The organism is Emcibacter sp., assembly GCF_048269205.1.
In the GTDB taxonomy this organism is placed as follows: domain Bacteria; phylum Pseudomonadota; class Alphaproteobacteria; order Sphingomonadales; family Emcibacteraceae; genus Emcibacter.
The window spans coordinates 101,229-114,656 of the sequence record NZ_JBLXJC010000004.1 but is presented as its reverse complement, the minus strand read 5'-3'; the positions used below and the strand labels follow the sequence as shown (position 1 = coordinate 114,656).

Annotated in this window: 8 protein-coding genes; 1 reads left to right on the top strand and 7 read right to left on the bottom strand. The window is 54.3% G+C overall.

Annotation, left to right across the window (positions count from 1 at the left end; all coding sequences use genetic code 11):
* Window positions 1–80: 80 nt before the first annotated feature.
* Entirely contained in the window at window positions 81–656 is a 576-nt protein-coding gene (locus ACN0YD_RS14285) for an FMN-dependent NADH-azoreductase (RefSeq protein ID WP_417320966.1), read from the bottom strand.
* A gap of 141 nt (window positions 657–797) precedes the next feature.
* On the opposite strand from ACN0YD_RS14285, the gene ACN0YD_RS14280 reads away from it, so the two are divergent.
* On the top strand, window positions 798–1,712 hold the full coding sequence (locus ACN0YD_RS14280; RefSeq protein WP_417320933.1) for a LysR family transcriptional regulator: 915 nt from the start codon (window positions 798–800) through the stop codon (window positions 1,710–1,712).
* A 137-nt stretch (window positions 1,713–1,849) separates the two neighbouring features.
* On the opposite strand, the gene ACN0YD_RS14275 is transcribed toward ACN0YD_RS14280, so the two are convergent.
* The 6 genes from ACN0YD_RS14275 to ACN0YD_RS14250 form a co-directional block, all read right to left on the bottom strand.
* Window positions 1,850–4,177 (bottom strand): beta strand repeat-containing protein, encoded by a 2,328-nt coding sequence (locus ACN0YD_RS14275; RefSeq protein WP_417320932.1) that lies wholly within the window; start codon window positions 4,175–4,177, stop codon window positions 1,850–1,852.
* A gap of 241 nt (window positions 4,178–4,418) precedes the next feature.
* Window positions 4,419–6,614: a TonB-dependent receptor gene (locus tag ACN0YD_RS14270; protein WP_417320930.1), complete on the bottom strand. Its 2,196-nt coding sequence runs from the start codon at window positions 6,612–6,614 to the stop codon at window positions 4,419–4,421.
* Window positions 6,615–6,908: 294 nt separating this feature from the next.
* On the bottom strand, window positions 6,909–7,637 hold the full coding sequence (locus ACN0YD_RS14265; protein ID WP_417320928.1) for an aspartate/glutamate racemase family protein: 729 nt from the start codon (window positions 7,635–7,637) through the stop codon (window positions 6,909–6,911).
* A 199-nt stretch (window positions 7,638–7,836) separates the two neighbouring features.
* Window positions 7,837–10,566 (bottom strand): LuxR C-terminal-related transcriptional regulator, encoded by a 2,730-nt coding sequence (locus tag ACN0YD_RS14260; protein WP_417320927.1) that lies wholly within the window; start codon window positions 10,564–10,566, stop codon window positions 7,837–7,839.
* A gap of 51 nt (window positions 10,567–10,617) precedes the next feature.
* Window positions 10,618–11,712: a DUF917 domain-containing protein gene (locus ACN0YD_RS14255; protein WP_417320925.1), complete on the bottom strand. Its 1,095-nt coding sequence runs from the start codon at window positions 11,710–11,712 to the stop codon at window positions 10,618–10,620.
* Complete coding sequence (locus tag ACN0YD_RS14250) at window positions 11,709–13,274, bottom strand: hydantoinase/oxoprolinase N-terminal domain-containing protein (RefSeq protein ID WP_417320923.1); 1,566 nt, start codon at window positions 13,272–13,274, stop codon at window positions 11,709–11,711. Before ACN0YD_RS14250 ends, ACN0YD_RS14255 begins: the two co-directional genes overlap by 4 nt.
* Window positions 13,275–13,428: the final 154 nt, after the last annotated feature.

The following is a 13,428-nucleotide window of genomic DNA, read 5'->3' as shown; positions in this document are numbered from 1 at the left end:
TATGACCCGCACAGGAATGTGCGGGTCTTTTTTATGACTCGTTGCGATATCTGCCCTGCCAGTTTTAACTGACCGGTTCATCATGCGGCGAGATTACGAATATCCTCTTTTGCCGCCACGATGGATTTTTCCGCATTTTCAGGACTGACAGCTACGCCTTCAGCGCGAATAAATTCCACAATATCGATCCCGAAAAATCCAAAAATGGTTTTCAGGTAACTTTCCTGGTGATCGAGGGCGGATAGGCCGCTTTCCTGATTATAATATCCGCCCCGGGTAGAGGCCACGATTACACGTTTGCCGCCAGCCAGCCCCCGAGAACCATTTTCCGTATATTCGAAGGTCTTGCCGGCAACGGCGACCCGGTCGATCCAGCTCTTGAGCTGGGCCGGGACAGAAAAATTATACATGGGGGCACCAATCACCACCACATCTGCCGCCAGGAATTCATGCACAGCCTTTTCGCCTTTGGCCTGTTCGGCCTCATTCGCAAAGGCCGCGCTGGACAGGAAGGCAAAGGGCTCCTTGTCCAGATCGTAATAAGTAATGTCAATGGCGCCATTTTCCTGTTTCAGCCGGTCGACAATATCGGCGGTCAGCTGACGGGAGACCGATTTATCCCCCATTATACTTGAATCAATATGCAGAAGCTTCATCATTCAATCCTTTTCCAAGAGGGTAAAAACTACCTGTTTCATTATTAAGTCCCGACTATATTCTCCGGCCATATATTTGATAATATACTTTTTTTGAAAGTCACTACTTCCATTTGGTTCATAATAAGATATATTTTCCCCATGGATCATCTCTCTCGTATCGGCATTTTCATCGAAGTGGCCCGTCAGGAAAGTTTCGCCGGGGCGGCCCGCACCCTCGGCATCACCAGCTCGGCTGTCTCCAAGCAAGTCCGGAACCTTGAACATGAACTGAAAGCCAAACTGTTGAACCGGACCACCCGCCGGGTGTCCCTGACCGAGGAGGGCGCTCTTTTCTATGAAAGAGCTACCCGGGCGCTTGAGGATATCCAGGAGGCGAAAGAACAACTCAATGAGCTCAAGACCACTCCGCACGGCCGCTTGAAAATCAATGTGCCAATGGCGTTTGGCAACAGTTACCTGAAGGGCCCGATTGCTCAATTCGCCCGGCACTATCCGGAAGTCATCCTGGATGTGACCTTTGATGACCGGCTGATCAATATCGCCGAAGAAGATTATGATGTGGTTATCCGGATCGGCGTGCTGGAGGATTCAAGCCTCATCGCCCGCAAACTCGCCTTCTGCCCGATGGTGGTCTGTGCCAGCCCCGAATATCTGGAAAGAAATGGGACCCCGCAAATGCCCGAAGATCTCGCCCGGCACAATGTGGTGGCCTATACCCGCAATAAGGGGGCCCATGAATGGAGCTATAAGGGACCGGACGGGCAGAAAAGCGTGATTGGCCTCAAAAGTTCATTCCAGGCAGATAATGCAGCAATGATGATTGAGGCCGCCTGCGAAGGCATCGGTATCCTGATCACACCGGCCTTTTACCTGTGTGATAAAATCTCAAACGGAGAACTGGTCCCCCTGCTTGAGATATATGAATCCTGGCCAGCCCGTAACCTCTATGCCATCTTCCAGTCCAACCATTATCTGTCCACGCGGCTCAGGCTGTTTGTTGATCATATTGCCGCCTGCTGCGCGCGGGATTTTCCGGACGCCCAGTTGAAATAACGGCCCTCATATCCCACTCCTGCAGGAACACTCAGCTCAAAAAATCATGGGTGCATATTACATTCTGGCAAAAAAATACCCCGGCAATGGCCGGGGTATTCTCGAAAATGCGCTAACCCTCCGGGGTCAGGAACTTTTTATGCTGTTGCGCGGCGGCGGGCGGCAAAGCCGAGACCGGCCAGACCGAAAAGCAGCAGGCCGATGGTGCCCGGTTCCGGCACTGCATTGGGATCACCCGCGTCCGGCTGACCGTCATAGGTCACGCGCAGGGCGTAGCTATAGTCAAGATTGCCCACCAGTTCCACAAATGACATGGACCAGAAATCCGGCAGAATATCGAAGACCCCGCTGTAGGACCCGGTGATAAAGGCCAGGTCAAACCAGTCGCCGCTGTTGAGGGTAAAACTGTCCAGCAGGTCAACGTCCAGCGTAACCCCAGTTTCGATTTCAAGGTCACCCAGGATGTTATAGGCATCATAGCCTGTTCCGCGATCATAGCCCTCGGTTTCCATGACAATGGTGGAGCCGGTCAGCCAGCTGACATCGGAGTCCAGGGTCATGAGGCCCGGGCTGTTGCCTGCATTCAGCGTACCGCTGATGGACACAAGGTCGGCCACAACGGTGCCGGAGCCGGACAGCTCGCCCGTGATATTGAGCGTTTTGCCAGATCGTGTAATCGTGCCGTTATTGATGACCGTGCCGCCCAGATCATTGCCGGCCTGCAGAAGATTGATCTCACCGGAAACTTCATTGACCAGGGTGCCGCTATTGGTCAGTTCCCTGACAGTGGTCAATGTTGCCCCGGCTTTATTCACCAGCGTACCTGCGTTGTTCACTGTCCCGGAATTAAACAGGAACGATGTGTTGGTCAGGGTCCCATTGTTATTCACTGTGGCCCCGAACCTGTTATCGAGGTAGCCGTTATTGTTTAATCTGTCGTTATTGTTCAGGGTGCCCTCGTTGGTGAGGGTCGAGCTATTGTTGACAATTTCGTCATTGTTCAAGGCGCCTTTGTTCACCAATTCCCAGGAATTGTTGACAGTGCCGTAGTTTTTGACGGTGCCTGTATTGGTCACTGTTCCCGAGTTGTCAAGTGAACCCAGGTTGTTCATCGTGCCACGATTGGTCAGGGTCCCGCCGTAAGCATTCTCAAATGTGCCGTTCGGACCAGTACCCAGCGTTCCACCGGCCTCGTTGATCACGCTGTTGTAGTTGGTCAGCTTTTGCGATTGAACGCTTAAACTCTTTGTAGAGGTGATTTGTCCGTAGTTCGTGAAGCCGCCTCTGTCGCCTCTGACGTAAAGTTGATTATTGTTGGTAATGGTGCCGAGAACCGAGTTGGTGAATGTGCCCCCGTCGTTGATCACATATCCAGTGTTAGTAATGTTGAGGACACTGTTGTTGGTCATCCTCCCTTCGTTCCAGATACTGCCCTGCTCGAAGCTGATGGTGCCGTTGTTGACGAAACTGCCGTTACGCTCGGTGGTCAACTTGCCTGATGTATCCATGATCAGGCCGGCATTATTGGTCAATACGCCATCATTATTGAAAGTATATTTGATGTGAGTAGTGGCATTATTGATCACCTGCCCTGTATTTTCCACCCTGGTGGACAAGGCACCCTCGTTGATCAACAGCCCTTTATTGTCCATATAGGTGCTGGCCAGGGTACCCTTGTTGGTCACTGTCCCTTTATTGGTCAAGGTCCCGCCACTCAGGCTATTCACGTTGATAAAGTTGGCGCCCGCACCATTTGACACGGTTCCACTATTTGACAGGGTTCCCTTGTTTTCCAGGGTTCCGTAATTGTTTACGGTTCCGTTATTTATCAGGATGGAGCCTTCTTCATTGGTCAGGGTGCCTGTATTGGTGACGTAATTATCATTGGTGAACAAGATCACATTGCTCAGATTACCGGTGTTTGTGAAAGAGCCCTTATTTACAATGTCGTTATAGTTGGTGATCTCTCCGTTATTGGTGAGAGTTCCCCCGTTTTCGACCTGCAGGGTTGCCCGGCCGATATTAATCAATTCGTCATTGTTAATCAGCTTCCCTTTGACCGTTATCGTGGCTTCGGCTTCGTTTTTCATAAAGCCATTATTGGTAACGGTGCCCTCGCTGACCAGCTCTGCGCGGAGGATGTTTACAAAAATGTGATTGTTCACAAACTCCCCTGTCGCAAGGGTGTTCAATTTGTTGTGATTTCCCAGCCTTCCATCATTGATCAACACCCCGCTATTATTGATGGTGCCCTTGTTATAGGACCCTAAACCATCAATCGTGATTGTCCAGGAAGAGAATATCGTTTCAGTTTCTCCCGGTTCCACCTCAAGGGTATCGGCCATGGCCGGTGCCGTGAAGGCAATTGTCGACATTGCGGTCCCAAGCATCAGCAGGCCGATTTTCGCCTTCTTTAACAGATTTCCACGTTTTCCAGCCGGAATATTATACTCTGAATATGACATAACTTATCTCTTTCATGGGTCTACAATATTTGTACCGGCAACTAGAGTTTTCCGGTGTTCAATTGTGCATTACTGTTCATTTTCAATCTCTTAAGCAATTTCCATGCCAGAATGGAAAACCCCTTGGAAAGTGCCATATTTAGGCCTTGCCCTTCATAAGATTTATCTGAATGTGTAAAAAATTTTTACACATTCAGACATTGGTTATTGTCTTCTCACCCGAAAGTCGGACGGTACAAGGCTAGAAATTGAAACCCAGCGTGACACCATACTCCCGTGTCGGGCCGAACCAGGCCACAGCGACACCCTGGGAAGACATGGAGTCCTGGCCGTAAACCCGGTAAACCTCGTCAGTCAGGTTCTTGCCGTAGAACGTCAGTTTCCAGCTTTCATCATCCGGGCCCACGGACAGGCGGGCATTAAGCAGGCCATAGCCGTCTTCGCGGACCGTCTCTGACTGGTTACTGGCCTGGTGATCATACTCGCTGCGCCAGGAATAATCGGCCCCGATCATGGCGGCCCATCCGTCCGCGACCGAGAAGCGATAATCACCGCCAACACTAAGGGTCCATTCCGAGGCCCCGGGCAAGTTCTTGCCGGCGCTGGTGTCAAAGGTGAAGCCGGTCTGGGGATCAAGGTTGCCGTTATCCGCATAGCCAAGACCGCCATAGACAAACAGACCATCCACCGGCATGGCCTGGACCTCAACCTCGATACCGTAAATTTCCGCCTTGCCAGCATTGGCCGTCAGGACGATGAACTGCCCAAGGTCATTCTGGGTCGTGGCGGTCAGCTGGATGTCCTTATAGTCGGTATAGAAACCGGCAATGTTAAGACGCAGCCTGCGGTCAAAAAAGTCCGACTTGACCCCCACTTCATAGGCCGTGGTTGTTTCCTCATCAAAGGGAAACAGATCGGACGGTGCGAACGGGCGGCCGTTAAAGCCGCCGGAGCGGAAACCCCGTCCGATAGAGGCATAGACCATCATGTCGTCAGTGGCCTGATATTCAATACTGGCCTTGGGAGAGATCGCACTGAAGGTCTCGTCCCGGACTTCATCCACAAGCTGGAAGGGGCCGAAGAACGTATCCACATCAACGGCTTTCTTTTCGCTGGTCCAGCGCAGACCCGCGGTCACGCTCAGCTTTTCAGTCAGGCTATAGGACCCCTGAGCAAACAGGGCATAAGAGTCCGTCGTGCTGCCGGTATAGATGAGAACCGGTGCGCCACCCAGCACAACGTCCTGGTCAAACTGGCCGGTTTCCCGGAAATAGTATGCGCCGGCAAGCCATTCCAGCCGGTCATCAAAGGCCGTGCCGGTCAGCTGGATTTCCTGGCTGAACTGGTCCTGCTCGCTGTCAATCAACTGGTTGAGAATGGGCGAGGATCCACCATCAAAATCCTGTCCGGAAAGGCCGGACTGCTCCCGATAGGCGGTAATCAGCTTAAGGTCCATATCGCCAAGGCCGATATCAGACGTCAGGGAAATGCCGTACACATCCATTTCATCCTTTGCCGGAGTATCAAACCGCACCGCATTGGGGTCGTCATTTGAGACCAGGGAATTGCTACCGCCGTCATCAAACGCCGCATTTGCGGCATTCTGCACATAGCCTACACGGCCCAGCGGCATAATCGTCCCGCGCCGGCGGGTATGATCCCCGGACAGCAGGAAGGATAGATTGTCCTGCGGCGTATAGAGAAGCTGCAGACGTCCCGCCACATCGCCCTCTTCACCAAGGTTGCCGGCACCACCAGCCGGGTCGTTGTCATAACCATAGCCGTCACTATTCTTGGTCAGTAAACTCACCTTGCCGGCCAGAACATCGTTCACAATCGGGAAATCCGCAGAAAAACGTCCGTTGAAACGGGCGTGGTTACCGACGGTGACCTCGGCCTTGCCGCCCAGCTCGCCAGTGGGCTTGGCGGTAATGACGCTGACTGCCCCGCCGATGGTGTTACGGCCGAACAGGGTTCCCTGGGGACCGCGCAGAACCTCGACCCTCTCCACATCAGCCAGATCAAGGGCGGCGCCGGTCACCCGGGCCAGATAAACCCCGTCAAGATAGACACCGACACCCGGCTCGGTGGTGGTGATAAAGTCGCTCTGCCCGATACCGCGGACAGCAAAGGAGGAGGCGCCGACCGTACCGGCAGCAGACGAAGAATATTGAAGGTTGGGCACGAAATTGGCCACGTCATTGATATTTCCCGCACCACGGTCTTCCAGCGCGGCGGCGGAAAAGGCGGAAATGGCGATCGGGGTTTCCTGAAGGCTTTCGGCCCGCTTGCGGGCAGTCACCACGATTTCTTCCAGTGTGAAGCTGCTGTCCGCCTCCTGCTCCGCCGCAAAGGCGGGGGTTGTTGAAATGGCCATGGTCGCCACACAGGTGGAGAGCATAAGTGCTCTGGTCAGTGATGTTGATATGGTTGGCATAGTTTCCTCTCCTGAACTAAACTTACGACTTCCCCTTGGGGGCAATTTATTGATTGTGACTTCAGTGAACAGCTTGCCTTCTGCACCCCTTGTTCTTCAACCGGGAATACCGGTAGTCGGCAAGAAAAAGCGGTAGTACCCCTGTCATCTTCGCCCTCATACCCCACTACCATTCTTAGTAGTTTTTCATGATCTGCAGCACCAACGCATCATCATGATGAGCAGGCACTAAAAGGCCGGAGCCACCGGCCCCGGCCTCCATCGACATACAGTACCAGAAATTGCCGATGAATTTCAGTATCCTATAACCTCCTTGTCACGAGGCTTCCCATAGGTCTTCTTGCTGTGCGAAAGTCCCACAGTGGTCAGCGCATGGGCCGCCATGACCGTCAGCGGAATGGGATCGATGACCGGAATGTCATAGCCTTCCGACTTCAGCAATGCTGTAATCTTCTCTGCACAGCCCAGAAAGCCGGTACAGCCCAGCACAATCGCATCTGCGCCGTCTTCTTTCACGGCCCTGAGTGAATCCTCCGCCAAAAGGCGCTGGGTTTTTTCAAAATCCTTCTCGATTTCCAAAACCGGCATATTGATGGACCTGACTGATGCCAGCTTTTCTGACACGCCATAGATCTTCGCCAGGTTGCGCAACATCGGCACGACACTGTCGAGAACCGTGACCACCGAAAATCTATGCCCCAGCATGGCCGCGGCATGCATGCTCGTCTCCCCCGGCCCCAGAACGGGGATCGATACCATTTCACGCGAAGGCTTCAGCCCGGGGTCTCCCATACAGTCAATGATGATGGCATCGGCGCCAGCCTTTTCCGCCTCAACACATTTAACAATAGTATCCGGCACGGCCAGGGCCTCGTCATACTCGCTTTCGATGGAGGAAGGTCCCTTGTCCAGAAGGGAATGACGGAATTCAATATTGTTCTCTTCCGCCAGTGGCGCAACATCGTCCAGGGACCGGATTCCCCGGGTGATAATCGGCGTGACAATGTGAATAACTTTGGTCATGGAACTCCTCCTGATAGGGTCTTCCGGCACCGGAATACAATTACAAACAAATGGAATATTACAGTTCCCCTGAAGGGCCCGCAAAGGAAGCTTTCGGTAGATTTCAGATAAAACAGGTAGTCGGGGAGATGCTTGCCTAAAAACAGTGACTACCAAAAAAGATAGTTCCGGGCAAAAAAGATAGTTCCGGGGCAACCGGTCAGCCCGGAGTGGAAAACGCGCCCATCTTTTTGGCCTTGTTCAGGGCCTGGATGCGATTGGAGGCATTGGTCTTGGCGTAAATATTTTTCAGATGGTACCTGACAGCATGCGGCGTGACATTCAACGCCTTGGCGATCACCTTGTCCTGGAATCCCCGGTCAAGGCCGCGCAGGATCTCCATCTCCCGATGACTGAAAAATTGCCCGGTTTCACTTGTCTCACCAGATATTTTCAGTTGAGTTGCGATCTTCTCTGCCTGAATTTTCAGTTCCTCGTCTTCGGTTTCAGAAGCAAGCAGGGGAAGGAGGTGACCAACCTGGTCAGCGAACCTGACAAACGGCCTGACATATTCACTGTATTTTATCTGTTTTACCGCCCGGCCGAGGTATATCAGCGCCGCCTCCCTGTTGCCGGCAGCATTTTCCAGAACCGCCGCCAGCACAAGCCCCCGGGCGAGAGCCCGCCCCAGGTTTCTGTTCTCGGCAAAGGACAGGAATTGCCGGGCAAGGTCCCGGGCGGTGTCAAACTTTCCGGAAGACATCTGAAGCTGGAGATATGTGCAGCCGATAATTTCTGCCTCGCGCCAACTGTTACCCTCGAGATCAAAGATAGCGGCTGGCGTCGTCGGCAGTCCGCTCTTTTCATAATGAATTCTTGCCTGCTCCAGATTATCCTCGGCCAGCAAAATGGAAACCCGCAAGGCCGCCAGATAACTGGATAATTTTGTCAGGCCCTGCTCCTCGGCCCTTTCGGTTGCCTCCCGCAGGAAAGCCTGCGCATCCTCAAACCCTTCCTCCTCCAGAATAACCTCGGCGACAACGCCATAGGCTGCGGCATAGATATCAAACCACGCTTCACTGCCGTGCAGGCGCTGAATAATGTTATTGAGTTTGCGCTTGAACCGTTTGACCAGATTACGTTCCAGATCCAGCTCGGCCGTCAAAATATCGCCCACCAGCTGGATGCCCTGGTCCCGGGGGAAATGTTTGCGCGCAAATTTCAGGGCCCGGGCATAATGGCCAGCGGCGTCATGCGGCTCCCCCTGCACCATGCAAATTGATCCAAAATGAAAATCGATAAATAATTCCCCGTAAACGGAACCGATCTGGCGGAAATGTTCGATGGCCTCTTTGCCGAAACGCCAGGATCTTGCAAAATCAGCCCGCTGGTTATTGGCGACACACAACAGCGTTTTATGGTGGCCGAGGGTAATGGCGTCATCCTGCGGAGAATCCATATTTTCCGGAAGAAGCTCGGACAGCAATTCGTCACTCAGGGTGTGACAGCCATAGGCCGCCAACGTCGAACGGACAAAAATATGTTCCTGGTAAAGCGCCTTGTCATCTCCGCCTTCCCGGTCACGGAGGAAACCATCTGTCTGCTGCTCGATCTGCTTGAACAGGACCTGGGCATCCCGTAAGTGACCTGCTTTCATCGCCACGACACATTTGAGAAAGGCAAGCCTCGGAAATGTTTGAACCACCCGGTCATCCATAATCCGTACCGCCTGCAATATGCGGGTCATGCCCTCCCGGAGCCAGATCCGGATACCACCTGCCTGTTCCAGTATTTCGCCAAACAGCTGGTTGTCGCCGGCCTGGTTGGCATGCCGCAGGGCCGTCAGAAGACGACTTCTCCCGGCCAGGACACGGGCGGCCCGCCGTTGAAGATCCATATAATGCCGGATGTTATCCCGCTGCAGGCTGTTCAATAAAAATTCCCGGAACAGGGCATGCAGGCGATAGGTTTCCTCCTGGGCGTCCAGGGACACAATGACCCCCTCAAGATGGGACAGGGTATCCAGGATCCGTCTCGCATCGCTTGATTCCCTGATTGCATCGATCAAAGGCACCTCGAGCCATTCCAGAACAGAGACATCGAGCAGGAAGGATTGTTCTGCTTCGGACAGCCTCGAAAAGACCTGCTCGGCGAAATATTCGGCCGCCAGGCCACGTTCCCCCGAAAACAGGCGGATGCGATCTATATCGCCGCTCCCGCCTGCAGTACCGCCTTTCAGCAGACGCAGGGCAACCGGCCATCCTTCGGTGCGGTCCAGCACCGTCTGCATGTCAGCCCGGGACAGGGCGTGATCAAAAAACTCGGCCACTTCCTCGGCAGAGAAACGCATCTCCTCGGCGGTCAATCGAATGGCGGCGCCATCCAGCAACAGATTGCTCAACTGCAAGCCGGGATTGCGCCGGAAGGCAACAGCAAGGTGAAGATTCTCCGGGGCATGCCGGCACAGCACATTCAGAACCTGCAGCGCCTCCTCTTCGGCCACAAGCTCCACATCATCCAGGATCAGAGTGACGTTTTCTCCCGCCTTCTGCAGCGCACCGATCAGAAGATTGAGATTATATATATAGTCATCAGAAACTGAATTACTGTTTGTCAGAAGCCCGGTGTCGCCAACATCCAGTCCCGCCATATGCAGGGCATAAGCAAGATAGGTGACAAGGGTACCGCCGGTGTCTTCCGCACACAGCGTCAACCAGGCAACCCGATCACCGGCCTGTAAAAGCCTGCTGCGCCACAGGGCAAGCAGTGTACTTTTTCCGAAACCCCCGGGGGCCTCCAGAATGGTTGCCCGTCTTTCCTTATGCCCTGAAAGACGATCGAGTATGGATATTCGCTCCGCCAGCACAGAATTTTTTCTGGGCGGGACAACCTTGGCCGAAACCAGCCAGGGGATCGGGTCAACCGGAACCTGGGGAACATCGTTACTCATGGCATAAATATAACACCCGCGCGAGTTCCGTCAATTGCCTCTCCTTTGCCGTCAGATCTCCTGGATTTCCTCGATCGGGATATAATCCTCCTCCAGGCCAAAACACCGGGGGCCAAATGTCGCCAGCGCCTCGGGGGTGCGCATGATCGGCGGCACACTTGCCGCAATGACCTTGACACGCTGGCCATAACGAAGGGATTCAACCGGCACCGGCTCGGCCGTTTCCCGATCTACGATACAAACCAGGTCAGGCACCATGGCCAGAGTCCGCCCGCCGGTTCGGGCGGCCAGATTTTCATTCTGGAAAACAATTTCCATCGGGTCTCCGGCGCCCGTCAGGGGATCAATGCGGCAATGGCCAACAGAAAAGCCGCGGGTGGTTTCCCGCCTGATGTCGGTGATCTTGCCATCATAGAGAATTTTGCAGTGCCGATAATAGTCGGTGGACCGGAGATAGTCGGCAAGTACCTCCACCGGATTTCCTTCCTGGCGCCCCCGATGTATGGCCCGGCCGATTTCCAGGGCCAGGGTAAGGGTGTGTTTCACCGCATATTTTTTCACGACCTCGCCGGACACCGGATAGTTGGCGGTCACGACACTGAGGCCCATCTGAATGGCCATGGAACGAACCAGGTTCTCAGCCGTTTTCGCATCCTGCGCATCCACCACCACCGCGTTCATATGCTCGTCCACCACCGACATGGGTGTGGGCGGATGACCGTAAACATTGAAGGTCACCATCTGCACTTCCGGAAAGGCACGGCCCATGCCGTCCGCATTCACCAAAGGAATGCCGGTCCGGGCTGAAGCCACAATCGGCACGGTCGAATTGATTCCGCCGATTTCTATGGGAATCAATGCATCCGGCCGGCGCCCGATACGCTCGGCCAGCTTGTCAATGGCCAGATCAATGTCGTCGCCGCAGGCGGCTTTTTCCACCAGAACTGTCGGGGCGCCCAGCATGGCAATGGCAAACACCAGGGCATCATCGGCAAGTTCGTCCGGCTCGATGATTTTCGGGACGCCGAATTGTTTGATGGCATGCCGGGCAAGCAACCTGCCGATATAGGGATCGCCGCCGCCGCCTGTTCCGAGAAACGCCGCACCGCGTGCAAAATCCTCCAGATCCGTCAATTCCAGCTTCATGAGTCCATCCTTGTCACTTTATCCAAATCAAGTTCGCCGGCTACTTTCACCCTGAGACGCACAGAGCCGCCCGGCATATAGGCTATCGGCACTTCGTCAATATCCACGACCTGGACGGTATCAGGGGCGGCCCCGGCTGCCAGAGCCATTTCCGTTGCTTCCCTTTTGGCTTCATCCATGGCGGCATCGCGACCCACCTGATCGTAGGAATAGACCTTGTCAACCTCACCGCCCACCTGGGCAATGGAAGCACCTATGGCATTGGCCACACCGGCATTGTCGGGAATGATGGTTTCAGTTGTCCCGGGGATATCCTGACTGATCAGCACAGCGCCGCCGCCGACCAGAATCAGCGGCACTGGATCGGCGCTTGTTTTCATCCGGTCAATCCCGTCGGCGACAATGGCGTGAATTCTTTTAACCGCTTTCCGGACCAGGTCGCTGTCCAGATCCTCAACCTTTTCCGCCGCGCCGATCTGCGCATACCCCGCCGCCACGGCAATATCGCTTGCGGTAAGGGTTTTGCCACCAAAGACCAGAGCTTCATCCATCAGGCGAAAGCCTACGGATCTGGGCCCGACCGCAGGATCGTCGTCCTTGGTCACCAGGGAACCACCGCCAAGGCCAAGGGCAAACACATCAGGCATGCGGAAGTTGGTGCGCACACTGCCGATGTCCACGGTCATGGAGGATTCCCGGGGAAAGCCGTTGACCAGCATGCCGATATCCGTGGTGGTGCCGCCGATATCCGCGACCAGCGCATCATCCAGCCCGGAAAGATAGGCCGCCCCCCGCATGCTGTTGGTCGGGCCGGAGGCAAAGGTCAGCACCGGATATTTTTCAACAAAATCCGCCTTCATCAGGGTACCGTCATTCTGACTGATAAAAAAGGGCGCGCTAATCCCCAGGTCCGCAAGGGCCTTGCGGAAGGAAGAAACCACCCGCACCGACAATTCCGCCAGGCTGGCATTCATGATCGCCGCATTTTCCCGTTCAATAAGGCCGATACGGCCGATACGGGAAGAAATCGTTACCGTACAGTCGGGTATTTCCTCCAGCAGGATCTGCTCTGCCAGTTCCTCCATCTCGCTATTGACCGGGGAAAACAGACCGGAGACGGCAATCGCCCTGAGGCCTTTCTCCTTCAGGCGCCGGGCCGCAGCGCGAAATCCGAATTCGTCAAATTCGCTGTTCAGGCGACCGTCATACTGATAGCCGCCCCGGACCATCTCTATATTGTCCCCGATTACATCCCGAATATCTTCAGGCCAATCGGTCAACGGCGGAATACCGCGACTGGCCGGTAGCGCCAGCCGGATCACCCCGACCTCGACCAGGTGCTTGCGTTCCACAAAAGCATTGGTGAACTGGGTAGTACCGATCATGACACATTTGACGGTGCTGGCCGTCGTACCGGATTGTTCCAGTACCGAAGTTATGGCATTGACAATGCCGTCACTCACATTTTCGGTTGTGGGGGTTTTCCTGGAAGCGACAACTTTCCGCCCGTCCATCAGGACTGCGTCAGTATTTGTCCCGCCAACGTCAACACCTATTCTCATCCGACCTTCTCCATATCTGCAACTCGTGTACAGAGTATGGAGAACGGCAAGACCTAAAGGCAAAAGCTATAATTGGTAGGCGGGGGCGAATATTGGCAGTAGCCCCGCCCGAAGCTGACAATCCGGATACTACCAATATTAATAGTTTCCAGAC

Coding starts and splice junctions, on each gene's coding strand:
- ACN0YD_RS14285 (WP_417320966.1), bottom strand. CDS start 656: ATGAAGCTTCTGCATATTGATTCAAGTATAATGGGGGATAAATCGGTC.
- ACN0YD_RS14280 (WP_417320933.1), top strand. CDS start 798: ATGGATCATCTCTCTCGTATCGGCATTTTCATCGAAGTGGCCCGTCAG.
- ACN0YD_RS14275 (WP_417320932.1), bottom strand. CDS start 4,177: ATGTCATATTCAGAGTATAATATTCCGGCTGGAAAACGTGGAAATCTG.
- ACN0YD_RS14270 (WP_417320930.1), bottom strand. CDS start 6,614: ATGCCAACCATATCAACATCACTGACCAGAGCACTTATGCTCTCCACC.
- ACN0YD_RS14265 (WP_417320928.1), bottom strand. CDS start 7,637: ATGACCAAAGTTATTCACATTGTCACGCCGATTATCACCCGGGGAATC.
- ACN0YD_RS14260 (WP_417320927.1), bottom strand. CDS start 10,566: ATGAGTAACGATGTTCCCCAGGTTCCGGTTGACCCGATCCCCTGGCTG.
- ACN0YD_RS14255 (WP_417320925.1), bottom strand. CDS start 11,712: ATGAAGCTGGAATTGACGGATCTGGAGGATTTTGCACGCGGTGCGGCG.
- ACN0YD_RS14250 (WP_417320923.1), bottom strand. CDS start 13,274: ATGAGAATAGGTGTTGACGTTGGCGGGACAAATACTGACGCAGTCCTG.